At 62.9% G+C, this 24833-nt stretch carries 22 protein-coding genes and 1 tRNA gene; 16 read left to right on the top strand and 7 right to left on the bottom strand.

Annotated elements, in window-relative coordinates:
• The 3 genes from QZ266_RS11210 to QZ266_RS11200 all read right to left on the bottom strand — a co-directional run.
• A partial coding sequence (locus QZ266_RS11210) for an efflux RND transporter permease subunit (protein ID WP_295695180.1) occupies positions 1-1161 on the bottom strand: 1161 nt, incomplete at its 3' end.
• 29 nt (positions 1162-1190) lie between these two features.
• Positions 1191-2462: an efflux RND transporter periplasmic adaptor subunit gene (locus QZ266_RS11205; RefSeq protein ID WP_295695178.1), complete on the bottom strand. Its 1272-nt coding sequence runs from the start codon at positions 2460-2462 to the stop codon at positions 1191-1193.
• A 2-nt stretch (positions 2463-2464) separates the two neighbouring features.
• Positions 2465-3880, bottom strand: a complete 1416-nt coding sequence (locus QZ266_RS11200) for an efflux transporter outer membrane subunit (protein ID WP_295695177.1) — start codon at positions 3878-3880, stop codon at positions 2465-2467.
• 274 nt (positions 3881-4154) lie between these two features.
• Between QZ266_RS11200 and QZ266_RS11195 the strand changes: the two genes are divergently transcribed.
• From QZ266_RS11195 to QZ266_RS11165, 7 genes are all read left to right on the top strand, one after another.
• Positions 4155-5540, top strand: coding sequence for an ATP-binding protein (locus QZ266_RS11195; RefSeq protein WP_295695175.1), 1386 nt, complete (start codon positions 4155-4157; stop codon positions 5538-5540).
• 159 nt (positions 5541-5699) lie between these two features.
• Positions 5700-7400, top strand: coding sequence for a phosphate ABC transporter permease subunit PstC (gene pstC / locus QZ266_RS11190; RefSeq protein ID WP_295695173.1), 1701 nt, complete (start codon positions 5700-5702; stop codon positions 7398-7400).
• Entirely contained in the window at positions 7393-9135 is a 1743-nt protein-coding gene (gene pstA / locus QZ266_RS11185; protein WP_295695171.1) for a phosphate ABC transporter permease PstA, read from the top strand. The genes pstC and pstA overlap by 8 nt, the downstream gene beginning before the upstream one ends.
• 4 nt (positions 9136-9139) lie before the next feature.
• Complete coding sequence (gene pstB, locus QZ266_RS11180; RefSeq protein ID WP_295695169.1) at positions 9140-9931, top strand: phosphate ABC transporter ATP-binding protein PstB; 792 nt, start codon at positions 9140-9142, stop codon at positions 9929-9931.
• 32 nt (positions 9932-9963) lie between these two features.
• Complete coding sequence (gene phoU, locus QZ266_RS11175; protein WP_295695167.1) at positions 9964-10647, top strand: phosphate signaling complex protein PhoU; 684 nt, start codon at positions 9964-9966, stop codon at positions 10645-10647.
• 33 nt (positions 10648-10680) lie between these two features.
• Positions 10681-11370 (top strand): phosphate regulon transcriptional regulator PhoB, encoded by a 690-nt coding sequence (gene phoB / locus QZ266_RS11170; RefSeq protein WP_295695165.1) that lies wholly within the window; start codon positions 10681-10683, stop codon positions 11368-11370.
• On the top strand, positions 11363-11773 hold the full coding sequence (locus QZ266_RS11165; protein ID WP_295695163.1) for a hypothetical protein: 411 nt from the start codon (positions 11363-11365) through the stop codon (positions 11771-11773). The genes phoB and QZ266_RS11165 overlap by 8 nt, the downstream gene beginning before the upstream one ends.
• On the opposite strand, the gene QZ266_RS11160 is transcribed toward QZ266_RS11165, so the two are convergent.
• Positions 11770-12681 (bottom strand): LysR substrate-binding domain-containing protein, encoded by a 912-nt coding sequence (locus QZ266_RS11160; RefSeq protein WP_295695161.1) that lies wholly within the window; start codon positions 12679-12681, stop codon positions 11770-11772. The two genes, QZ266_RS11165 and QZ266_RS11160, sit on opposite strands and share 4 nt — an antisense overlap.
• 253 nt (positions 12682-12934) lie before the next feature.
• Here QZ266_RS11160 and QZ266_RS11155 point away from each other — a divergent pair, with 253 nt between their 5' ends.
• A complete protein-coding gene (locus QZ266_RS11155; RefSeq protein WP_295695159.1) occupies positions 12935-13921 on the top strand; it encodes a sodium-dependent bicarbonate transport family permease in 987 nt (328 codons plus the stop codon).
• Positions 13922-13923: 2 nt separating this feature from the next.
• Positions 13924-14256 carry a hypothetical protein gene (locus QZ266_RS11150; protein ID WP_295695158.1) on the top strand — a complete coding sequence of 111 codons (333 nt, stop codon included), beginning with the start codon at positions 13924-13926 and terminating at the stop codon, positions 14254-14256.
• A 92-nt stretch (positions 14257-14348) separates the two neighbouring features.
• On the opposite strand, the gene QZ266_RS11145 is transcribed toward QZ266_RS11150, so the two are convergent.
• Positions 14349-14879 carry a GcrA family cell cycle regulator gene (locus QZ266_RS11145; RefSeq protein ID WP_295695156.1) on the bottom strand — a complete coding sequence of 177 codons (531 nt, stop codon included), beginning with the start codon at positions 14877-14879 and terminating at the stop codon, positions 14349-14351.
• A gap of 204 nt (positions 14880-15083) precedes the next feature.
• Between QZ266_RS11145 and QZ266_RS11140 the strand changes: the two genes are divergently transcribed.
• The 4 genes from QZ266_RS11140 (at position 15084) to QZ266_RS11125 (ending at position 19396) form a co-directional block, all read left to right on the top strand.
• Positions 15084-15896 (top strand): ABC transporter permease, encoded by an 813-nt coding sequence (locus tag QZ266_RS11140; RefSeq protein WP_295695154.1) that lies wholly within the window; start codon positions 15084-15086, stop codon positions 15894-15896.
• A gap of 81 nt (positions 15897-15977) precedes the next feature.
• Complete coding sequence (locus tag QZ266_RS11135) at positions 15978-17165, top strand: aspartate aminotransferase family protein (protein ID WP_295695152.1); 1188 nt, start codon at positions 15978-15980, stop codon at positions 17163-17165.
• A gap of 34 nt (positions 17166-17199) precedes the next feature.
• Positions 17200-18120, top strand: coding sequence for an Hsp33 family molecular chaperone (locus tag QZ266_RS11130; RefSeq protein WP_295695150.1), 921 nt, complete (start codon positions 17200-17202; stop codon positions 18118-18120).
• Positions 18121-18241: 121 nt separating this feature from the next.
• Positions 18242-19396, top strand: coding sequence for a diguanylate cyclase (locus QZ266_RS11125; RefSeq protein WP_295695148.1), 1155 nt, complete (start codon positions 18242-18244; stop codon positions 19394-19396).
• Here QZ266_RS11125 and QZ266_RS11120 read toward each other — a convergent pair.
• Together QZ266_RS11120 and apaG are read right to left on the bottom strand one after the other, a co-directional pair.
• The gene (locus QZ266_RS11120) at positions 19393-20850 is read right to left on the bottom strand and encodes a TrkH family potassium uptake protein (protein ID WP_295695146.1); all 1458 of its coding nucleotides are present in this window, start codon (positions 20848-20850) and stop codon (positions 19393-19395) included. The two genes, QZ266_RS11125 and QZ266_RS11120, sit on opposite strands and share 4 nt — an antisense overlap.
• Positions 20851-20900: 50 nt before the next feature.
• Entirely contained in the window at positions 20901-21293 is a 393-nt protein-coding gene (apaG, locus tag QZ266_RS11115; RefSeq protein WP_295695144.1) for a Co2+/Mg2+ efflux protein ApaG, read from the bottom strand.
• A gap of 171 nt (positions 21294-21464) precedes the next feature.
• On the opposite strand from apaG, the gene QZ266_RS11110 reads away from it, so the two are divergent.
• The 3 genes from QZ266_RS11110 (at position 21465) to QZ266_RS11100 (ending at position 24766) form a co-directional block, all read left to right on the top strand.
• Positions 21465-22484, top strand: coding sequence for a 2'-deoxycytidine 5'-triphosphate deaminase (locus QZ266_RS11110; RefSeq protein WP_295695142.1), 1020 nt, complete (start codon positions 21465-21467; stop codon positions 22482-22484).
• Positions 22485-22580: 96 nt separating this feature from the next.
• Positions 22581-24569: a S9 family peptidase gene (locus tag QZ266_RS11105; protein WP_295695140.1), complete on the top strand. Its 1989-nt coding sequence runs from the start codon at positions 22581-22583 to the stop codon at positions 24567-24569.
• Between the two features lie 123 nt (positions 24570-24692).
• A tRNA-Gly gene (locus QZ266_RS11100) sits at positions 24693-24766 on the top strand.
• Positions 24767-24833 lie beyond the last annotated feature (67 nt).

Below are 24833 nucleotides of genomic sequence, written 5' to 3'. Positions count from 1 at the left end.
CATGGGCAGCAGCAGGAAGGCGCCGCCAAAGGCAACGAAGATGCCGATGGTCACCCAGAAGGCGACGATCGGGCGCAGGAAGAGGAAGAGCACGATCAGGACCAGCACACCCCCGAACAGGGCGGAGTTGGCGATCGTTTCCATGCGGCCCGTATACATCTCCGAATTGTCCCACCACAGAGAGAGGTGAACGCCATCGGGCAGTTCCAGGCGCTTGCGGTCGATATAGTCGCGAACCTGCTGCGAGGTATCGACAACGTCGATATTCGGCGAGGTTTCCACGACGACCAACACCATGGACTCGCCATTATAGGTCGCTTCGAGATTGAAGTCGGAGAAGCCGTCGCTAACCCGGGCAACATCGCGGATACGCAGCGTGCCGCCATCCGAGGTCTGACGGATGATGATGTCCTCGAATTCCGGCGCGGTATCGGCCAGCTGGCGCGAGGTGATGCTCACATCACCCAGCTCCGTGCGGACACTACCGGCCGAGGCATTGAGCGAGCTCGAGCGCACGGCGCGAACGATCTCGTCAAAGGTCAGGTCATAGCGACGCAGATTCTCTTCGGAGACCTCGATCGAGACCTCTTCGCCCCGGGTCGCCCACATATTGACGATGGAGGCACCCGGCAGCTGGGCGACTTCGTCACGGATCTCGCGGCCAATGGCCTGCAGGTCCCGCCGGTCGGCGCTGCCGTGGACGGCAAAGCCGACGACCTGGTCCTGTGAGCGCCAGGGCGTCACGACCGGTCGGAAGGCGGATTGCGGCAGGTTGTTGACCGAGTCCACTTCCAGCTTGATGGCGTCGATGAACTCGCCGACATCAACCGAGCGCTTGCCCTCGATATTGATATTGCCGCCGCCTTCGCGGGCGGTGGAGGTGATCGTCTCGATACCGTCCATGTCGGACAGGGCTTCCTCGATCCGCACGATGATCTGTTCTTCGACCTCCTGCGGGGAGGCGCCGGGCCAGGCCACCGAGACGCTGGCGCCGTTCACCGAGACGGTCGGGAAGACCTCGCGATTGAGCGAGTTGTAGCCGATGAAACCGCCGATAACGGCGATGATCATGACCAGGTTGGCGGCGACGGTATTCCGCGCCCACCAGCCGACAATGCCGCCCCGCGGGGCTTCTTCATGAGTGGTGTTGGGATCGGTCATCGCCGTTGTCCTCCGTGTGGTTCCGTCGCTTAGCCAGCGCTCGCGACAGCGTCGTTGTCCGCTTCGCCAGTCTCGGTTTCTGCCAGGCCTTCTTCGGCCGGTTCATCGTCATAGGTCGCGGAATAGGCCGCGATCAGTTCGCCATCTTCCCCGAAGGTCTGGATGCGCATGCCATCGCTGGCACCGCGGATCGGAGAGGTGACCACCATCTCGCCGCCGCGTACGCCGGACGAAACAATGACTTCCTGTGCGTTCGAGTCGATTACCTCGACCGTACGGACCGAGAGCGTCCCGCCTTCCTCGGCGACATAGACATTGCTCTGGCCACGCAGCGCTGAGCGCGGCAGGACGTAGGCATTCTCGACATCGCGACCGGTGATACTGGCGGTCACGAAGAGGCCGACTGCCAGCGGCGTGCCATCAGCGGCGCCTTCGCCATAGGGGTCAATGACTTCGGCGATGGCGTAGAGCACGCGGGTCTGCGGATCGATGGCGCTGTCCGTGCGGGTGATATGTCCCTGCCAGGTGAGCTGGCGACCGGCCAGGGTCGCGCTGAGCTCGACCGGCATGCCGGCACCGCCACCGGCGTTGTAGGCTATCGGAATACCCAACAGACCCAGCTCGTGATCGGTCAGCGGCAGGCGCACCAGCACCGCGTCGGTCGAGAAGACCTCACCCAGCTGGGTGCCCGGGGCCACATACTGGCCGAGATCGGCATTCTTGGCCCGTACACGGCCGCTGAAAGGCGCCGAGATGCGGGTCCGAGCCATGTCCAGGCGCGCCGATTGCAGGGAGGCATTGGCGGCGGCCAGCTGGGCGCGGGCTTCAGCCATTTGCGGTTCGCGCAGGGTCAGGGAGGAGGCTTCGCCGTCTCCCAATTCTTCCCATTCGCTCGCCGCCAGTTCTGATTCGGCGCGCTCGCGGGCCAGAGCCTGTTCTGCCTGGGCGACCTGGGCCGAGGCGCGGGTCACGGCGAGGCGATAATCGGCATCCTCGATCTGGACGAGGGTTTCGCCGGCTTCGAAGAAACCGCCCTCGATGAAGTTCGGATTCACATAGGTGATGCGACCGGCAACCTGCGGCACCAGGCTGATCTGGGTACGCGGGCGGGCTTCACCCTGCGACGTGACCTGCAGGGCCACCGAGTCCAGCCGGGCCTCGTCAACAAATACCGCGACCGGGCGTGGCGCCGCATTGGCGCGCTCCGGCTCCTCCTGGGTCATGAACTGGGAGGCGATGATGCCGACGCCGACAATGCCGACGACAACAAAGATCAAAAAGCGTCCGATAAACTTGCCCATGATTATTCTCCTGTGTACGCGGCCGGGTCTGCGGACTGGGCCGCGGAGAAATCGCCGGCGAGGGCGAGATAAAGATCGACACGATTGGTCGCGCGCTCGCGACGTGCCGAGATGTACTGACTTTCAGCGCTGATGCGCCGTGATTGCGCGGTCAGCAGTTCGAAGATGGTGGATACGCCGCGGGCGTATTCGCGGACCACAAGGTCCTCGGCGGCGGCGGCTTCTTCATAGGCCTGCTGCAAATTCTCGACCCGCTGGGCGAGAATGGCATCGGCATGAATGGCGTTCTCCGATTCCTGCCATGCGGTCAGGACGGTCGAGATATAGCTCGCCACCAGACCTTCGGCATTGGCATAGACCTGATCGCGCTGCGCGATCAGGCGTCCACCGTCAAAAATCGGGGCGACCAGCGAAGCCGTGACGCTGGAGACCAGCGTGTCGAGGTCCAGAAGGTCGGAGACATCGACCCCGCCCGTGCCCGATGAACCGCGCAGGGAGAGGCTGGGAATGAGCGCCTTGGCGGCCGCTTCGGCCTGGAAGCCGGCGGCGGTCAGGCGGTTCTCGGCAGCCCGGACATCGGGCCGACGCGTCAGCATGTCGATCGGCGTGCCGAGGCCGCCAATCGCGCCGAATTCCGGGAAGTCGGCTTCCGGTGTCAACGAGGCGGCCGGGTAGCGACCGAGCAGGGTTTCAAGGCTGCGCGCCGAGGCTGATTCGGAACGCTGGCGCGAGGCCAGTGCGGCTTGCGAAGATGCCAGGGCACTGCGTGCGGTGCGGACGTCGGAGCTGCGGACAAGTCCGCGAGCAAAGCGGCGTTCGGTGAGATTGAGCGAATTCTGGCGCGTGGCGACATCGCGTTCGGCCAGTTCCGTCTGCAGACGGGCCTCGATCAGCGAGAACCAGCCCTTGGCGACCAGACCGGCGACCGACAACTGGCTCGCCCGGACGTCTTCCGCAGCGGCCTCGGCATTGAGCCCGCTGGCACGGGAATTGTCACGCAGGGCGCCCCAGAGATCGGTCTCCCAGGAGGCCGAGAGGCCGAGCCCGAAACTGTCTGACCCAGAGCCGACATTCGGCTGGGAGCGTTGATAGGTCACACTGCCATCGAGCGATGGCAGATAGCGCGCTCCGTCAATACGGGCGGCCGCGACCGCGCCGTGATAGCGCGCCAGCGACTGGGCCAGCGACGGATTGCCGTCGAAAGCTTCGTCGATCAGCGCCGAGAGGCGCTCATCCTGTAAAGAGGCGACCCAGTCACGGGCGAGTTCTGCACCGGCCTCACCATTGCCTGCAGACCAGGACGACGGTGCCGAGGGGAGAACCCCGTCGGAACCGAATTCCCGCGTCTCGAAGGCCTGCAGCGAGCTGCAGGAGGCGGTGGCCAGTGCTGTGGCGATTACTAGCAAACGTTTTGCCATGCGTTGTCCCCGCACGTCTTGATCCTGATTAGACCGGCATCCTAGAAAGGGCATAGCGAAAGTCAACAGATTTTTATCGAAAAACACTAAATGATTAGCGAATGGCATGAAAACTCTCTCGAAATTCGTGATGTACCAGGCCTGTCATTATGGATGAGATGCCGCAGGCTCGTCATTTGGATGCAAATCGGGCTAGATGGCGTGTAGCTGAGACACTGGCCCCGGCCCGGTTGGCGGCTTCATGACCCAAGATCGGCCTGAAAGCGACTAAAACTTGAGCAATAAAAGGGCTTCCGACGCGCCGTTGATCCGCATCCGGCGACGTGACACAGCCGCAGTTGCGGCACTGGGCAGCCTGGTGCTCGTGCTGTTCTGGTTGTTTGGCGAGCTGGGCTTCCTGGAAACGGTCGTGGCCATCGCCACGATCGCGGCCCTGTCGACATTCTACTATCTGACTGTCAGCACCACCATCAATCCGGCTGTCGGAAACCAGGCCTTGCGGGCGCGTGACGGTGATGAGGTCGACGAGGCGCAGCGCGCGAAGGTGATGCTCGAAAACCTTCCCAATCCCGTGCTCCTGATCGGTGCGGGCGGGCGGATCGAGATTGCCAATCCGGCCGCGCGCGAGTTTCTCGGCCTTGAAGCGGTGACCGGACATTTGTCAGCGGTCCTGCGTCAGCCGCAGGTTCTGGAGGCGGTCAGTGCCGCCCTGCGCGGTCAGACCGTAGCCCCGGTCGAATATTCGATAATGGCGCCGGTCGAGAGTCATGTCCGGGCCCATGTTGCACCGTTGGCGTCGCGCCGGGACCCATCCATGCCCTGGCGCGCCATGCTGGTCCTGTCCGACGAGACGTCGATCAAGCGCGCGGATCGCATGCGGGCCGATTTCCTCGCCAATGCCAGCCATGAGCTGCGGACACCGCTGGCCTCGCTCGCCGGCTTTATCGAAACGTTGCGCGGGCACGCCAAGGACGATCCGGACGCGCGTGATCGCTTCCTGGCGATCATGTTCGATCAGACCGAGCGCATGCAGCGCCTGATCAATGATCTCCTCTCCCTCTCGCGGGTCGAGATGGACGAACATGTTCCGCCCAACGGGACGGCAGATCTGGGCGCGATCATCGATGATGTGGTGGATGTCCTGCGACCACAGATCAGCGAGAAATCGATCGAGCTCGACTTGCAGGTCGAGCCGGCTCTCGCGATTGGTGATCGTGACCAATTGCTCGAAGTCGTGATGAATCTGGTCGAGAATGCGGTCAAGTATTCCGGTGCCGGGTCGACGGTCGAGATTCGCTTGTCAGGCCATCTCGGTCGTGACCAGGCAGAGCGCCCCGGCCTCACGCTCGGCCCCGAGGCCAGTCGCCTGACCCTCGCAGCGCCGGCCTCCGAGCCTGGCGACCACTTTGTAGCCATCCGAATTCGTGATGGTGGCCAGGGGATTGAACGCCGCAATTTGCCGCGCCTGTCCGAACGCTTTTACCGCGTTGATGGTCAGAAGAGCGGCCCCAGGGAGGGAACCGGCCTCGGTCTCGCCATCGTCAAGCATATCATCACCCGGCATCGCGGCGGTTTCACCGTCGAGAGCCGCCCGGGCGCGGGCTCGATCTTCAGCGTATTTCTGCCCATGCCGGAATCTTCTCGAAAAAATCCTGATTAATCAGGAAGTTGTCCAGGCGAGTCGATATTCCCTGCATGCAAGCCGGCCGTTGTCACAAAACTGTAGCCCGCTTGTCATAAACGGGGCTCGCAGCGGGCATCGGAAACGACTCGGTGCATAGGGAAACGGACCACCGATCGGCAAGCCGAGGGGAATTGCATGTCCATTATCGCCATAGTCGCACTTGCGATCATCGTGATGCTGGCCGGCGGCTTCTATGTCGGCCGATCGCGGGCGATTTCCGCCGTGTCCGGGGCGACCGCACGTCTGCACTCCCTGCCGAATTATCATGGATATTACGTCGCCATCTGGACCGGCCTGCCGGCTTTCATCCTGCTCGCTGTCTTCGGCATATTCGGCACCAGCCTGGTTGATCGCCTGACCGCATCGGAACTGCGCCGTGATGCGGCCGAACTGACCGCGAGTTTCGAGGAGGCGCTGGCCGCCGATTCCGAGACCCTGGCGGTGATGGAGGCTCTCGCCGTCCTGCGTGAGCGGTCCGAAAGTGCCGCGGCGAACGTGGCCGAACTGCGCAGCGCCAGAGGCAGTGACCGGGACCCGGCGCGCCTGGAGGCGCTGCAAAGCGAATACACCGATCTGGTCAATCAGCTGGCGACCGCTGAAGAAGTGCGCCTCGATCGGCGCAATATCCTGCGCGATGCCGTTCTGGACGAGGCGGTCGAGTCCGCAGCCCCGGTCCGGGCGCTGGCCGGGTTTGAACTCATGCACTCGCCGCGCGAGCGGCGTCAGCTCTTCCTGGCAGATGCCCGCCGGATCGCGACGGACGGGCTCGCCAGCCGCGCCAGCCCCGAGCTGGACGCGGCGGCTTCGATCATGCGCCGTCATGCGAGCCAGCTGCGCAATCTGGTCGCCGGTCTCGCCATTGTCATCGCCCTGGGCGGGCTGATCCGGACCCGGAGCCAGATCGCAGCTGCCTTCCGCGCGCGCAATCATGTCGAGAGCCTGGTCACGGCCATGCTCTTCCTGTCCTCGGTGATCGCGATCATGACCACGGTCGGGATCGTTTTCTCCCTGCTCTTCGAGAGCCTGCGCTTCTTCTCAACCGTGCCGCTGACCGACTTCCTGTTCGGCCTGCAATGGTCGCCGCAGATTGCCCTGCGTGCTGACCAGGTTGGTCAATCCGGTGCCTTTGGTGCCGTGCCGCTCTTCGCCGGCACGGCGATGATCACCTTGATCGCGATGATTGTCGCGGTTCCGATCGGCCTGCTCTCGGCGATCTATCTGTCGGAATATGCCGGTCCGCGCTTCCGCCTGACCGCCAAGCCGGTCCTGGAAATCCTCGCGGGCGTGCCGACCGTGGTCTATGGCTTCTTTGCCCTGCTCACTGTCGGCCCGGCCATTCGCGGCTTCTTCGCCATGATCGGTATTGAAGACGTCGTGACCCAGAGTGCGCTGTCGGCGGGCCTGGTCATGGGCGTGATGATCATCCCCTTCATCTCCTCGCTCAGTGATGATGTCATCAATTCCGTGCCGCAATCCCTGCGCGACGGGTCCTACGCCATGGGCGCGACCAAGTCGGAGACGATCGGGCGCGTCATCATTCCGGCCGCCTTGCCGGGTATTGTCGGCTCGATCCTGCTGGCCGTGTCACGCGCTGTCGGCGAGACCATGATCGTTGTCATGGCAGCCGGGCAGGGCGCCAACCTGACCGCCAATCCGCTGGAATCGGTCACCACGATCACGGTTCAGATCGTGATGCTGCTGACCGGTGACCAGGAGTTCGACAGTCCCAAGACCCTGTCCGCCTTCGCGCTGGGCCTGGTCCTCTTCGTCATCACCCTGGTGATGAACGTCATCGCCCTGCGCGTTGTGCAAAGATACCGGGAAAAATATGACTGATACGCCCGACATCTCGCCGATCCGGACCGCCGTCAGCAAAAATCTCGGCTCGCGCTATCGTGCGGAGTCGCGCTTCCGTGCCGCAGGCCTCGCCGCCGTCGCCGCGGCCGTCGGCATTTTGATCCTTCTGCTGAGCTCCATTGTCAGCGGGGGCCTGCCGGCCTTTTCGGCCAACCAGCTGCACCTGACCGTCGATCTCGACGAAGAGCTTGTTGATCCGTCGGGCGAGCGCAGCGAGGACTCCCTGCGCCGGGGCAGCTATAGCCGGATCCTGCAAAATGCCGTCCGCACCGAATTCCCGGAGGTGACGGGTCGTCGCGATCTGCGCAATCTGTTCAGCCTCTATACCGCGCTCAACGCCACCCGGCTGATGGACGAGGTGCTCGAGGACCCGACCTTGATCGGAACGCAGTACCGTTTCACCATGCCGCTGGCCGATGATCTCGATCTCTATCTCAAGGGAATGCTGGTCGACGAGCGCAGTTTCGAGCCGCAAGGCACGCTCAGCCTGGACGTTTCGGACGACGGCGTCATCGTCCGCTCCAGCGCCACCGATTTCCGCGACCTGGCGTCGGAAGTCGCCCGCACACTTCGCGCACGGGCGACCTTGCTGGAAGTCGATGCGGACATGCTTGCCGAGCGGGCGGAAGGGCTGAGCGGTACCGAAGCTGAAGACATGCTCTATGACGCCGAGCTCAACCGTCGCCAGGCCGCTGAAATCCGGGCCAGGCTCGAGACCGAGGCCGGTCCGATTGCACTCGATGGCAGCCTGCCGAGCATTCTCGTTGAAAGCGATGGCCGCACGGTCCTCCTGACCGATCTGGCGCGCAATGGCGCCGGCGGCACGGGGCGCTTCCTGCTGGGCAGCGAAGCCGTCGACGGCGAAAGCAATTGGTCGCTCCAGGTCATCGATACACCGGCCGAGCGCCGCCGTGTGTCGGATCAGCTGATCGTCTGGACGCGGGCCCTCGAGGCGCGCGGGGCGATCAGTGCAGCCTTCAATACCTATCTGTTCGCCAATGCCGACAGCCGGGAACCCGAGCTGGCCGGTGTGAAAGGCGCGCTTTACGGCTCCATCCTGACGATGATCATCACCATCATCATCTCGGTGCCGATTGGTGTCTTCACCGCGCTCTACCTTGAAGAATATGCCCCGAAGAACCGGTTTACGGCGCTGATCGAGGTCAATATCAACAATCTCGCCGCTGTGCCGTCGATTGTCTTCGGCCTGCTTGGTCTGGCGGTTTTCATCAATGCTTTCGGCCTGCCGCGCTCGGCGCCGCTGGTCGGGGGTCTTGTGCTGTCGCTGATGACGCTGCCGACGGTGATCATCGCCACACGGGCGGCGCTCAAGGCGGTGCCGCAATCCATCCGCGAGGCAGCGCTGGCGGTCGGGGCCTCACGGACGCAGACCGTTTTCCATCACGTCCTGCCGCTCGCTGCCCCGGGCATCCTGACCGGTGCGATTATCGGCCTGGCCCAGGCCATGGGTGAGACGGCGCCACTGCTGATGATCGGCATGGTGGCCTTCATTGCCGATGCGCCAACGCTGGGGCTGGAAGGCTTTACCGAGCCGGCGACCGTGATGCCGGTCCAGATTTTCCTGTGGTCGGATGGTGCTGAACGGGCTTTCCAGGCTCGCACCGCCGCCGCAATCCTTGTTCTTCTCGCGCTGATGATCGGCTTCAATGCCCTGGCCATCTATCTGCGCCGTCGCTTCGAGCGGAGATGGTAGTTTCATGACCGATACCCCTCTCAACACACCCGCTGACCTGCCGATCAAGGTCACCGCACGCAAAGTGACGGTGAGCTATTCCGGCAAACAGGCGCTGCATGATGTCTCGATCGACATTCCGGACCGCTCGGTCACGGCCTTCATCGGCCCGTCGGGCTGCGGCAAGTCGACCTTCCTGCGCTGCCTCAACCGGATGAATGACACGATTGATGGCGCCGTCGTCGGTGGGTCCCTGACAATCGATGGTCAGGAAATCAACGACAAGACGATCGACCCCGTTGTGCTGCGCGCCAGCGTCGGGATGGTGTTCCAGAAACCCAACCCCTTCCCCAAGTCGATCTACGACAATGTCGCCTATGGCCCGCGTATTCACGGCCTCGCCCTGACGCGTCCGGAGCTGGACGAGATTGTCGAGAACGCCCTGCGCAAGGCGGGGCTCTGGGACGAGGTGTCCGACCGGCTCACCCACCCCGGCACCGGCCTGTCCGGTGGCCAGCAGCAACGCCTCGTGATCGCCCGCGCGATCGCGGTCAATCCGGAAGTCATCCTGATGGATGAGCCGTGCTCGGCCCTGGATCCGATCGCCACGGCGCGGATCGAGGAGCTGATCGACGAGCTGCGCGAGAATTACTGCATCATCATTGTGACCCACTCGATGCAACAGGCGGCCCGGGTTTCGCAGCACACGGCCTTCTTCCACATGGGTCATCTGGTCGAATACGGGTCGACCGAGGACATCTTCACCAATCCGCGCGACACCCGCACGCAAGACTACATCACCGGACGCTTCGGCTAGGCCATCGCGTTCATCGAGAGGAGGGCCAGTCAATGGCGCTTTCCAGAACTGCCCACATCGTCACCGCCTATGGCGAGGAACTTGATCAGCTCTCCGACGATCTGGCCCGGATGGGCGGACTCGTCGAGACGCAGCTCGAGAAGTCGATCTCGGCGGTTGTCAGGCGTGATGCCAGCATAAAGGCGGACATCAAGGCGCGCGAAGTCCAGGTCAATGCCCTGCAGGTCGATATCGAGAAGCGTGTCCTGCGGCTTTTCGCCCTGCGCCAGCCGCTGGCGACGGATCTGCGCATGACCATCTCGGCACTCAAGATCGCCACCGATCTCGAGCGGATCGGGGATCTGGCCAAGAATATTGCCTATCGGGCCGGTGACCTTGCCGGCTATGCGCCGATGGCCCTGACCCAGCAGGTCGAACGTCTGGGCGCCATCGTGATCAAGCAGTTGAGTGAGGTCCTCGACGCCCTGTCCTCGGCCGATGTCGAGCCCGCCGTCCGGGTCTGGCATTCTGATGACGAGGTCGATGAGCGCTACAACACGCTGGTGCGCGAGATGCTGATGTCGATGACCGAGGATTCCGGTCTCGTCGGGCCGGGTGTCCACATCCTCTTCGTGGCCAAGAATCTCGAACGCATCGGCGATCACGCGACCAATATTGCCGAAGCCGTCCATTTCATGGTGACCGCCTCCCCGCTGGTGGAAGACGGACCACACTGACGCTGTTTCTGATCGATAGCCCGGAGCCAATCGATGAATCCCCAAGTCCTTGTCGTTGAAGATGAAGATGCCCTGGCCACCCTGCTTCAGTACAATCTGGAGAAGGAGGGGTATTCGGTTGCCGTTGCCCGCGATGGCGAAGAGGCGCTGATACAGGCTGAAGAATCGACGCCGGATCTGGTCCTGGTTGACTGGATGCTGCCGAAAGTCTCCGGCATCGAAGTCTGTCGCCGCCTGCGCGGGCGCCAGGAAACCGCCAATGTGCCGATCATCATGCTGACCGCCCGGGGCGAGGAAACCGATCGTGTCCGCGGTCTGGATACCGGCGCTGACGACTATGTCGTCAAACCCTTTTCCATGACCGAGCTTTTCGCCCGCATCCGTGCCGTCCTGCGCCGTATCCGGCCGGGGCTTGCGGGGGACGTCATCGAGGCTGGCGACATCAGCATGGACCGGGTCGCTCACCGGGTCCGGCGCGCGGACCGCGAAATCCATCTCGGACCGACCGAGTTCCGGCTGTTAGACTATCTCATGCAGCATCCCGGTCGCGTCTTCTCACGTGAGCAATTGCTCGACGCGGTCTGGGGGTCTGACGTTTATGTCGAGGCGCGGACCGTGGACGTCCATGTGGGACGCTTGCGCAAGGCGCTCAACAACAAGCAAGAGCGTGACCCGATCCGAACCGTCCGCTCCGCCGGTTACGCGTTTGATGTGAATGCGTGATCTTGGCGCGATCCTGATTGAGGGCATTTCAGCGGACGAGATTGTCAGCCTCGACGAGATTGAGGCGCTAGCGGTGATCGACCGTCCAATCATTGTCGGCGTAGGGGCCGGCAGCGTACTCGCTCAATTCAATCGGGATGATGATGTCCTGCAGGTAGAAATAGCGATCGCCGAAGGTGGCGGAGAGGGCATTCTCGCCGCGTTTGTTGACGTAGTTGAGCGGGCGGCGATCGCGCGCTCAATCCGGGCGATCAAGTGGACAGTGTATGCGCGAAACTGTGCGTCGCCCAATCCAAAACTTGAACGCGTTTTGACCGCAATGGGATTCGAGATTCTCGTCGAACCAGTCGAACACTACTGGCGCCAAACATCGACCAATCAGTCTCTCCTTTCGAGGCGTTAGACCTCATCCAGGATCGTGCTGGCTGCCGTTCGCAGGGCATCAGCCAATTGCTGGAGGCCGTCCGTCAGCGGCGAGCCCTGGCGCCAGACAAGGGCGATATTGCGCTCGGCCATGGGCGTGTCGATACGTCGATAGACCAGCACGTCGTCGCGGCGCGCCTCGCAGGTCACATAGAGCTGCGGCAGGACGGCGACGCCGGCGCCCAGTGCGGCCATGTGTCGGATCGCATCGAGTGATGTCCCCTCATAATCCGTTGAGACAAACGCTCCCGCGGCATGGGCCAGTTCGGAGACCAGCGAGGTCAGGCGGTGGCCCATGCCCAGGGTCAGGACCGGTCGCCCGGCCAGCTGGTCCAGATCCAGCGGGCCGGCTTCGGCGGCCAGCGGGTCATCGCTGGGTACGGCGACCCACAGGCTTTCCCGGAACAGGTGCGCGCTGTCGGTCGGACTATGGTCTTCCGGCGTTGAAATCAGCACGTCCATCTGACCGTCCGTGAGCTTGTCCTGGAGCTCGACGGTGGACTCCTCGCGGATGGAGAGCCGAAGGTCGGGAAACTCCCGGTGCAGTGTGCCCGTTGCTCGCGGCAGGAGATACGGTCCGATCGTGGGCAGGACGCCCATGCGGACGCGGCCATATAGACCGAGCCCGCCGCTTTTCGCGATGGATTGCATGTCCTCCATCTGCCGCAGGACATATCGGGCCCGGCGCACGATTTCGGCGCCGAGTGGCGTCATTCTCGCGCCATGACGTCCTCGCTCGAACACAATTGCGCCCAGATGGGACTCGGCCTCGGCGATCTGCGCGGACAGGCTTGGCTGACTGACATGAAGCCGTTCGGCCGCGTCCGAGAAACGGCCGGTATCGGCAGTCGCAACGAGGTATTGAAGTTGGCGGAGGGTCGGGCGCATCTATAGTTTTTCCCTACTTCAAAGATAAGTTTCTTATTATTTAGCTATCTAACTGGCGGGGGTAAACACGCCCTGCCTGATCGTCCCTGTTGTGATCGAGGCGGAACGAGGCCGGTGATCGGCCACATACGGGCATGCCTCGCAAATGCCCGTCCGAAACCGGCAGGCCCGGCCAGTTTTGCGTGTCCCCGCAAGTCCCTGGTCGGGTCTCTTCCTGCGTGAGAAGCCCGCAACGCGATCCAAGGAGTATGACATGGATTGGCTAAGCCTCGCCGGTACGACCCTGTTCTCACCGGCGGTACTCTTTTTCGTCCTTGGACTGCTGGCCGCCATTGTCCGATCCGACCTCGCCATCCCGGACGCCATTGCCAAGGGCTTGTCGCTCTATCTCGTGATGGCGATCGGCTTCAAGGGCGGAGCCGAGATGGCGATGGCCGATCCGTCATCGCTTATTCTCCTGCTTTGTGCCGGGATCATCCTGTCAGCCGGCCTGCCCCTGATCGGCTTCGGTCTTCTCAGGGCGACAACCGGCGTGTCCCGGATCGACGCTGCCGCGATCGCGGCTCACTATGGTTCAATCTCCATTGTCACCTTCATCGCTGCCAATGACGCCGGAGCCGCACTGGGCCAGGCCGGTGGCGGTTACATGGTTGCGGTTGCGGCGGCCATGGAAGCGCCGGCCATCCTGACGGGTCTCATCCTGGCGGGGCGAGCCCTGGCAAAATCCGGCGGATCCGGATCAGCCCTCTCATCATCGGTCATCCGCGATGCCTTCACCAATGGCTCGATCCTGCTGCTGCTGGGCGCTTTCGCGATTGGCTGGATAAGCGGGCCGGCCGGCATGGCGACAGTGGCGCCCTTCTTTGTGGACATTTTCCGCGGCGTGCTTTGCCTCTTCCTGCTCGACATGGGCCTGATTGCCGGGCGCGGATTGATCCAGCACCGGAATTTGCTGCGTCTCCCGCTGATCGGTTTCGGCTTGTACATGCCGGCCATCGGTGCCGCGATCGCGCTGTTGGCCGCCTGGCTGATCGGCCTGTCGCCGGGAGATGGGGCGCTGTTGATGACCCTGTCGGCGTCGGCGTCCTATATCGCGGTCCCGGCCGCCATGCGTCTCGCCTTGCCGCAGGCCAAGGCGGCGCTTTCGCTGACGCTGTCACTGGGCGTCACCTTCCCGTTCAACCTGATCGTCGGCATTCCGGCCTATGCCTGGCTCGCCGGCCGTATTCTGGAGGTTTGATCATGCAAGACTGGCAATCGAAGGTTCGCGTGGAAATCCTCGCAGACGAGGTCCACATGCCGAAATTCGAGACTTGTCTGGCCGCCGCTGACCTGACGCACTGGACCGTGCGCCCCCTGGCGCGGGGTCGGCAGGGAGAGGATCACTGGAACCGCAGTGGCCATATCGTTGATGCCGGGAGGCAGGCAGCCCTTGTCTTTTTCGTATCCGGGTCGGCGTTCGACGCCCTCCTGATGCGGCTGGACCCCTTGCTGGAAGACTTCTCCGCCGATCTCTATTGCCAGAAAGACTGGCTGCGACGGCGTGTAGCGGGCCCCGAGGCTCGCAGGGACTAGCCCGAAGACGGGCGGCTGACTGTCCAAAAAAAAACGGCCGCCTCGAGAACGAGGCGGCCATGGTCTGTCCCGGAACCTGGGTGAGGGTCGGGTCAGAAATTATAGCGGCGCGTGGCAGCAATCGAGTCGAGCGCGGCGGACGCGTCGGAATTGCGACGGCGACGCTTCTGGCTCGGCTGGTAGGCCATGTCAGAGTGAGCGTTGCAATAGGCCTGGCCGGTGTCCGCCTTGCGTCCGCAGAAACGGAATTCGGATTGGGCCGGATCGCCGATCGGCCATTTGCACATGCTTTCGCGGAGCGTCAGCACGGTGGCAAATTCACCGGAGGGCAGGACGGCTGGCTCCACCGGCGCCGGCGCGGCAGCCGGGGGCGCTGAGGGGGAGGGGCGCGCGACAGTGCGGGCCGGCGCGGTGGAAGCCGTTGTGGCGCGCGGACGGGAGGGTTTGGCGGTCCGGCGAGCCGGACGTGACGGTGTTGCGCGACCTGACAAACCCAGGCGGTGGACCTTGCCAATAACGGCATTGCGAGTCACACCACCGAGCTGTTTTGCAATCTGACTCGCGCTCAGGCCTTCCGACCAGAGTTTCTTGAGTTCTTCTACGCGTTCGTCAGTCCAAGCCATCGCCCTTGTCTCCCGTCTGGGATGCGCTTGCCTACCTTGTTGAGGGTAAACTGCGCATTGCTCAATGCATGTTTAATTACACTAGATATTGTACCTACGCGAGCTGATGCCACAAGATCGAGTTCTGGTCATACCTGTGGAAAGCTCACTTGCAGCCCCAATCGTTAACGCAGATGGTTACCGGGGTATTAAGGGTAATTCGATATGAGTAACGTCGCCTTAACTGATTTTCCACAGCCCAAGAAGTTCGGCCTTTTCAATGCCTTGGGCTTATGGACCTTGTACAAGAAGGAAGTGCGTCGATTCTTGAAGGTCGGCATGCAGACCGTGCTCGCACCGGTCGCAACGACGCTGCTTTACATGACCGTCTTTGCTGTCGCGATCGGTGCGCGACGCGGAGATGTCGGCGGGATCCCCTTCGCGGAATTCCTGGCGCCGGGCCTGATCCTGATGGGATTGCTCAATAACGCCTTTGCCAATTCCGGCTCGTCCATCCTGGTGTCCAAGGTGCAGGGCAATACGGTTGATTTCCTGATGCCACCGCTCTCGGCGCTGGAATTATTCATCGCCTTTACCGGTGGCGCGATGACCCGCGGCGTCCTGGTGGCCGCTGTCACCGCGCTTACGCTGATCCCCTTCATCGATGTCGTGCCCGACCATTGGTGGGCGGTCGTCTATTTCGGCTTCAGCGCTGCGGCGATGCTGGCAATGATCGGGATTGTCGGCGGCCTGTGGGCGGAGAAATTCGATCACATGGCGGCGGTCACGACCTTCGTGATCACGCCGCTGACCTTCCTGTCGGGAACGTTCTACTCGATCACCAACCTGCCCGGACCCTTGGCCACGATCAGTCATTTCAATCCCTTCTTCTACATGATTGACGGCTTCCGCTACGGCTTCACCGGCCATGCCGACGGCAATCTCGTGATCGGTGTCATTCTGCTGGCGGTGATCAACCTTGCGCTGGGGGCGCTCAGCTATGGGCTGCTGCATGCAGGCTGGCGCTTGAAGAGCTGAACGGGGCGGCATAGAGGAGAAGAAAGGCCCGCATCCAGACAGGGCCGGACAATCCAGCCGGACACTCCAGGAGGAAACGACATGCCCGCACCGATGATGGATACCTACGCCCCGCCGGATCTGGTCTTTGACCATGGCAAGGGCCCGCGCCTCTACACCGCGGATGGCGATGGGTATCTCGACTTCATTTCGGGGATCGCCGTGAACTGCCTGGGCCATGCCCATCCCAAAGCCGTGGCTGCGCTCACAGAGCAGGCCGGCAAGCTCTGGCACCTGTCCAACATGTTCAAGGTGCCGGCCGGCGTCGACCTCGCCGACAAGCTGACCAAGGCGACCTTCGCCGACCGCGTCTTCTTCACCAATTCCGGTGCCGAGGCGATGGAATGTGCGCTCAAGACCGCGCGTCGCTATCACTATGTGAACGGCAATCCGCAGCGGTATCGCATCATCACCTTCACCGGGGCCTTTCACGGTCGCACCTATGGCGCGATCAATGCCGGCGGCAATCCGAAATATCTCGAGGGCTTCGGTCCGGCGATGGAAGGGTTTGACCAGGTCGAGTTCGGCGATCACGAGGCGCTCAAGGCTGCAATCTCCGACGAGACCGCCGCGATCTGCATCGAGCCGGTCCAGGGTGAGGGTGGCGTCCGGGCCGTTCCCGAGCAATGCCTGCGCGGCCTGCGCGACCTGTGCGATGAGCACGGGCTGATGCTGATCTATGATGAAGTCCAGTCCGGCGCCGGCCGGACGGGCAAGCTCTTTGCCCACCAGTGGGTCGAGGGTGCGGAGCCCGATATCATGGCGGCTGCCAAGGGTATTGGCGGCGGTTTCCCGATGGGGGCCTGCCTCGCCACCGAGGCTGCGGCCGAAGGCATGGTCGTCGGCACGCATGGCTCGACCTATGGCGGCGGACCGCTGGCCATGGCCGTCGGCAATGTTGTTTTCGACGAGCTGACTTCCGACGGCTTCATGGAGCAGGTGGTTGATGTGTCCAACTATCTGACCCAGCAGCTGCACGGTTTGATGGACCGTCATGGCGACAAGATCGAGCAGGTGCGTGGCAAGGGATTGCTGATCGGCGTCAAGCTGAAGCCGGGATATGACCCCAAGAAGCTTGCAGGCCTGGCCCGCGATCGCCATCTCCTGATCGGCGCGGCCGGCGATAATGTCTCGCGCATGGCGCCGCCGCTGATCATTTCCAAGCAAGATGCCAGCGAGGCGGTCTCGGTGCTCGATGACGCACTGGCCGCTCTGGAAAAGACGGCCTGATATCCAGGCCTGACAGACAATGAGGAATAGAGCTGTGGGTGATCCGCTCGGAGAACACGACAATATCGTTGCCGGCTTTCAGATCGAAGGCCGCACGGTGCGTGGGCGGGTCACCCGGCTCGGCTCGGTCCTCGATGACATCCTGTCCGCGCACGACTATCCCGAGCCGGTTGCCCGCTTGCTCGGCGAGGCGGTGCTGGTCACCACGCTGGTCGGCGATGCGCTGAAGTTTGACGGTCGCCTGATCGTTCAGGCCCAGGGCGACGGTCCGGTGCGTTTCCTGGTCGCCGAATATGTGACCGGCGAGGGCGTGCGCGGCTTCGCCTCGATGGATCGTGCCGCGGTGGACGCGGTCCTGGTAGACACGCCGGCGCCCGAAGCGATGATGACCAGCCTGCTGGGACGCGGCTCTTTCGCCATGACGATCGATCACGGCCCGGACATGGACCAGTATCAGGGCGTGGTAGCGCTCGAGGGTGAAAGCCTGAGCCAGGTTGCCGAAACCTATTTTCGCCAGTCCGAACAGACCCCGACCCGGCTGCGCTGCGCGATCGGTGAAATCTGGACGGGTGATGAGGCCCGGCAATGGCGAGGCGGCGGTTCGCTGCTGCAATCGGTTGCCGGCGACGAAGCCCGCGGCTCGGCCGAGGACGACTGGGATCATGCCAGGGCCCTGTTCGAAACCGTCGAGGACGGCGAGCTCCTCGACCCCGACCTGTCCGCCGGCGCGCTTCTCTATCGCCTGTTCAACGAGGACGGTGTGCGCCTGCTCGAGCCGACGGGCGTCACCAAGCGCTGTTCGTGCGAACGCGAGCGCCTGCGCCGCATCATCGCGTCTTTCCCGGCCGATGACCGGGCGGAGATGGAGGCTGATGGCGCCATCGTCATGACCTGCGAATACTGCAATCGCGACTGGAAGTTCGACCCTCGGGATGTGGACGGGGCGACAAGCTGATACCTGACGAAATCGGCCGAATGACGTTGCAGTGCAACATAACTTCTCGGCTCATGACAACGCTCCGGTAACGCCTGACGTAGACAGTCTCGCCCAAGTGGGAAGGCAAGCATCCGGCGCCATGGATTCCAAAACGCTCATTCTGGCCATCGTGCCTGTCATTCTTGCGGGCGTATTCATCCATGCGGTGAATGCGGCGATCCAGCAAGACAAGGACGGCCCGCGCTGGTGGCTGGCCGGGACCGCCATGCATGGCATCGGCCTGGGTCTGATCTCCCTGCGCGGTGTGGTTCCGGATGTCTTCGGCATCGTGCTGGGCGACATCATGGCCGCTGGCGGTTTCCTCATCATGCTCGAAGGCGCCGCGCGCTTTGCCGGTCTCAATGTGCCTCGCTGGCAATTGGGCGGCCTGGCGGGTGTCGTGGTGATCGGGTTTCCGGCCTTCACCTGGATTGTGGACAGCGCGGCCCTTCGCTTTGCGGTCTTCGGCGTGGCCGTGATCATCCCCAACCTGCTGATGCTGTCCTATCTCTCGGTGATCGGGCAGCGCGACGGCAATCCGGGTGTGCGCCTGCTGCGCTACACGATCTTTTACTTCGTGGGGTCACTCGCGGTGATCTCTGTCGGCGTTGTAGTGTTCGACCCGGACATGCCCAGCGTGCTGGCGCCGAACCAGCTGGTTGCGTTCGGCATTCTCTCGCTGATCGTCGTCGAGACCAATCTGGTGTTCGGCTTTGTCCTGCTTTCCGCCGGGCATTCGGCCGCTGTCCTGCGCAAGGCCGCGTTGACCGATCACCTGACCGGCCTGCCCAATCGCCGCGCCTTCGAAGCCATGGTCCATCGCGAGTTCGGGGTTGCGGAGCCGGCGGCCCGCCAGTCAGCGCTGGCCGTGTTCGATGTCGATCATTTCAAGCAGGTCAACGACACTTACGGGCATGATGTCGGTGACGCGGTGCTGCAGCACATTGCGGACGTGCTCAAGCGCGCCATTCGGGACACCGACCATGTCGCCCGCCTGGGTGGCGAGGAATTCGTGGCGCTGATCCATGCGGGCGGGCCTGCCAGTGTCGGCGAGATCGCCGAGCGGGTCCGGCAGGCTGTCGAGGACTCGCCTTTCGAGCTGGATGGCAAGGTGATCGCCATCACCATTTCGGCCGGACTGGTTGAAGTGAGGGGCGATGAGCCCTGCCTGACGCGCCTGTTCAAGCAGGCGGATACGGCGCTTTACGAGGCCAAGGATGCCGGCCGCAACCGGGTCATTCTCGCCGCCGCCTAGGCGCGCCAGAAGCGTGGGCTGAGCAGGATCAGCACAGCCAGGACTTCCAGCCGACCAATGAACATGTTCGCCGTCAGCACCCATTTGACCGGGTCTGAAAGGGGTTCAAACGTCCCGGACGGCCCGATGATGGAGCCGAGACCCGGACCGACATTGGTCAGTGTTGCCGCGGCGCCGGACAGGGCGGTGATCAGATCCAGGCCCATCGCCGACAGCACCGCCGCCGAGACCGCATAGACCGCAAAGAAGACGAAGAAGAAGCCCAGCACCGAGTGCAGGATGCCGTCCGAGACCGGTCGCCCGTTATAGAACATCGGGATCACGGCATTGGGCTGAAGCAGGCGGGCGAGATAGCGGCGAATGGCCGTGCCGGCGACCTGGAAGCGGAAGATCTTGATCGAGCATGTGGTTGATCCGGCGCACCCGCCTATGAACATGAAGACGAAGAAGCTGGCCTGGGCGAGCGGCCCCCACTGGCCGTAATCCGTCGTCGCAAACCCGGTGCCCGTGATGATCGAGACGGCGTTGAAGCTGGCATGGCGCCAGGCTTCGCCATTGGCATTCTCCGCGCCTTGAGACAGCAGAAGGGCGGTCAGCCCGAGGGCCGAAACGAATATGACCAGGATGAAACCGCGAACTTGCGCATCGCGCCAGAAACCGTGGAGCCGCCCCCGGGCGGCGAGGAGATAGGCTCCAAAGGGCAGGGAGGCGAGGATGATGAAGATCGTCCCGATCATGTCGGCCCCGAGCCCGAAATAGGTCCCCATTGACCCGTCCGAGGTCGAGAAACCGCCGGTCGAGACCGTGGACATGGCGTGGCAAAGGGCGTCCAGCCAAGGCATGCCCACCGCCATGTAGGCGACAAGGCAGGCCACGGTCAGGGTGACATAGATCACCGTGATGCCCGCGGCGATCTGGGTCGCGCGCGGCAGGACCTTGTCCGACTTGTCGCCGGTTTCCAGCTGGAAGAGCTGCATGCCGCCAATGCCCAGCATGGGCCAGAAGGCCATGGCGGTGACAATGATGCCGATCCCGCCAATCCATTGCAGGATGGCGCGCCACAGCAACATACCCGGCGGGCGGAAATCGAGCCCGGTGATCACGGTGGCGCCCGTCGTCGTCAGGCCGGAGATCGCTTCGAAGATCGCGTCGGTCCAGCTCAGGTCCTGGCCGGACAGTCTCAGCGGCAGGGCGGCACACAATGCCAGGCCCAGCCAGGCGCCGACAATGAGCACGAAGGCACCGCGCGGCGGCATGTCACCGACCGGCCCACGCGTGGCAAGCGCCACGGCTCCGCCGACAAAGACGCCGATCACTGCCGACAGGATAAAGGCGGTGGCGCTCTCATGCTCGCCGGCGCTGAAATCCACCAGGGCGGGGGCCAGCATGGTCGTCGCGAGGACGGTGACCATCATGCCGATCATGAAAAGAACTTGCCGCAGGGCCTGGGTCACGAGCGCATGATTTCCTGAGTTAGGTCCGTCATTTGTGCGCGGTTACGCGATCAGTGCAACCAGAGACGATCAGAGGGGCGGTCCAGCGAGAAGCCGGGAATGGTGGCGGCGAAACTCTCGCCATCGCCGCGACGCATCTCATAACTGCCGCTCATGAAGCCGGACGGGGTCGGGAGCGGCGCGCCGGACGTATAGCGGAAACGTTCGCCGGGTTCGATCACCGGCTGCTCGCCGATCACGCCCATGCCCTGGATATGTTCGGTCCGCCCATTGGCATCGGTGATGACCCATTTGCGCGCAATCAGCTGGACCGGCTGCTCGCCCGTATTCTCGATCTCGATCGTGTAGGCCCAGACATAGCGGCCATCCTCCGGCGTGCTCTCGTCTTCGAGATAATCCGGACTGACACTGATCCGCACGCCGCGGCTTTCGTGCTCATACATGAGATGCCCCTGTGGCCAGTACTCCAGGTCCGAGCTCGGGTCTGGCCGTCAATTCAAGGTCGCCATCATCAACCTGCGCGCAAGGCGGCTCAACCCCCACGGTCAGCATCGCTGGACAGCGCGCGCGGGATGTTGGACATCTGCCTATCCCAGACAGGCTGATCGTGACCTATGGCTGACACCGGAATCCTCCCAGATCATCATCTCGCTGCCCTTCTCGGGCGCGGCATCCTCACAGCGGACGCGCCGCTGGCTGAAGGACAGGTTCAGCCCGCCAGCATTGACTTGCGGCTTGGCCGCGAAGCCTGGCGCCTGCGTGCGAGCTTCCTTCCGGGGCCGGAGCGGACGGTTGCGGAGCGTCTTGATGATGATCTCGTCATGCATACGGTCGACCTTCGGGCCGGGGCAGTGCTGGAGACGGGATGCGTTTACCTCGCGCCTTTGCAGGAAGGTCTGAAACTGCCGGCCGGCCTGTCGGCGGCGATGAATCCGAAAAGCTCGACCGGGCGGATTGATGTCTTCACCCGTGTCATCACGGACCGCGGTGTCGCCTTCGATCAGGCGCCTGTTGGCTATGATGGTCCGCTCTATGCGGAAATCTCGCCCTGCACCTTTTCCGTTCTGGCGCGCGAGGGCGACCGTCTGAGCCAGGTCCGCTTCCGTCAGGGTGAGCACAGGACGTTGCGCGAAGTGACGGTGAGTGTCGACCTGGCCGGTTTTGGCGACGGGATTGTCGGCTATCGCGCCCGGCGTCATTCCGGGCTGGTTGATCTGGCGAAAATCGGCGGGCATGCCGCGCGCCGGTTCTGGGAACCCCTGCGCGCTCCGGATCGCCGCCTGATCCTGGATCCGGGCGAGTTCTACATTCTCGCCTCGCAGGAGGCGGTCGAGATCGGGCGGGGCGAAGCGGCGGAGATGGCCCCCATCGCCACCGAGATCGGTGAGTTTCGCGCTCACTATGCCGGCTTCTTCGATCCCGGCTTCGGCACCGCCGAGGCCGGCGGCATCGGCGCTCGCGCCGTGCTTGAAGTCCGCGGCCGCGATGTGCCCTTCATCCTGGAGCACGGCCAGCCGATTGCGCGTCTGGTCTATGAGCCCATGCTGGCCATGCCGGAGACGGCCTATGGGCAGGTCGCGTCGAATTACCAGGCCCAAAGCCTGAAGCTGTCGAAATTCTTCACCAGCGAATAGCCGGGTTTTCTGGCTTTTCCCCTTGATTGTGGCGTCGCAAATCTAAATCTTACTTCTCAGTTACCCTTTGGTGGGGTTTTCGTAAGGGAGGGGAGTATGGCCCGTTTGTTAGGCCTCGTGACGCTGCTGCTTATTGCGGGTGGGACCGCACAAGCTCAGGCGCCTGTGCCATCAATCGACGATTATGCCGCGATGGCCAACATGTCGTCGGTCAGCATCTCGCCGAATGGTGAGCGCATTGTATTCATTTCCGGTGAGAGCCGCGCCGAGCGCTCCATCGTTGTGTATTCGCTGGTTGGTGCAGCGCCGCAGGTCATTGATGGTGGTGACGACCAGGTTCTGGCGGCGGTCTCCTGGGCCAATGACGACAATCTGCTCGCGACCTATTCGGAACGCCGCGATATGGCGTCGGTCGGTGAGCGGGTCGATGTCTTCCGCACCTATGTCATCCGCGCCGATGGGAGCCGGAACTGGGAGCTCAGCCAGTATAAATCCCTCGCCAACCGGGACATCGCCGACCCCGACTCCATGCTGGTCTGGCAGCCGGTGCTTCAGGATAATCGCGGGTCGCGCTCCGCGGGTGATGGTGTGGAGCGGGCCGTCGGCCTGTTCCGTCAGGAATTCTCGCGTGACCGGTCCGCTCGTCGGGTCTTCATCGGTGAAGGCGGGTTCAACTATGTGCTCAATGCCGAGAATGAGCCGGTCGTGCGCTACACGACGGATGACGGCGAATTCGAGCTCTGGGCCAATCTGGACGATTCCGGCTGGGACCGCGTCTACAATGAAAACCTGACCCGTGAACGCTTCCGCTTCGGTGCCCGTCGGTCGGACCGGTGGACCGGGCGCATGACCAATTTGGCAGGTCTGGATGCAACAGGTCAGTTCGGCTATTTCACATCCCGCGTGAATGACGACCGTGCGGCCGTCTTCCGCTTCAACTTCGAGACCAATGAGATCGAAGGTCCGGTGGTCCAGTCTGATCTGGCCGATGTCGGCAGCTTCATCCGTGACTGGCGCACGAATGCCATTATCGGTGTGCGCTGGGCTGAAGAGCGCCAGCGCGTCGAGTATTTCGACGAGACCTTTGCCGGCATCCAGTCCCAACTGGAAGGCTTCTTCCCCGATTCCAACGTTTCAATCTCGAGCTGGGATCAGGATTTCCGCCGCGTGATCATTTCCATCGGTGGTGGCCAGACCAGCCAGAGCTATTACCTGCTGGATCGTCAAAGTGGCGAAATGGCCTTCCTGGCCGGGGCCTATGACCGGATTCCCGATGAGTCTGTGGCGTCCGTCGAGATCGTTCACTTCGAGGCTCGTGACGGCGTCGAATTGTTCGGTTATCTCACTCTGCCGCCGGGCCGCGAAGCGCGCGACCTGCCTCTGGTGATGCTTCCGCATGGTGGACCGCAGGCTCGCGATTTCTATGGCTTCGACCCCTGGTCTCAATTCCTGGCCTCGCGCGGTTATGCGGTTTTCCAACCACAATTCCGCGGGTCCGAGGGATTTGGCCGCGACTTCATCACCATGGCACATGGTGAGTGGGGCCGTGCCATGCAGGATGATGTCTCTGATGCGGTGAACCATCTGGTCGAAAGTGGCGTGGCAGCGTCCGACCGCGTTTGCCTGTTCGGCTGGTCCTATGGCGGCTATGCGGCCCTGGCCGGTGCGACCCTGACACCGGAGCTGTATCGCTGCATCATTGCAGGGGCACCGGTTTCGGATATTTTCGCCATGATGAATTACGAGACGGGTCGTTTCGGTGGCGCGTCCGTGACCTATTGGGCCGAGTATATCGGCGACTGGCGCAGTGAGACGGAGAATATTTCCCGTATCTCGCCGGCGCTGAACGCCGATAACGTCCAGACGCCGCTGATGCTGGTTCATGGTACGGACGATCTCATCGTCCCCTTCGAGCAGGCCGAAATCATGGCCGAAGCCATGGATGCCGCCGGCAAGCCCTACGAGCTGGTGGCGATCGAGGATGGTCCGCACCAGTCCTACCGGATGACGGTGGACAATGTGCGTGAGCTCTACACCAATCTCGAACGCTTCCTGTTCGAGCATAATCCGCCGGACGCGAACTGATCGCGTCCGTTCCGGACTGGAAGTAATGAGAAAGGGCCGGCATTTGCCGGCCCTTTTTTGTGCCCTGCGACTGTAAATGCGCGCTTCCGCGCGGCACGCCGCTCCGTGTAGGATGAAATCAAGGCGGGTGTAGCTCAATGGTAGAGCAGAAGCTTCCCAAGCTTACGACGAGGGTTCGATTCCCTTCACCCGCTCCAAGTTCTCGTCACTCAACGCCCTTTAGTGCATCGTTCTTGTCGAGCGGCGCGTCGACGCCGAGCCGTC

The sequence above is a fragment of the uncultured Maricaulis sp. genome (genome assembly GCF_905480005.1).
GTDB lineage: Bacteria > Pseudomonadota > Alphaproteobacteria > Caulobacterales > Maricaulaceae > Maricaulis.
The sequence above is the reverse complement of the archived record's forward strand: the minus strand, read 5'-3'. Positions and strand labels throughout refer to the sequence as shown.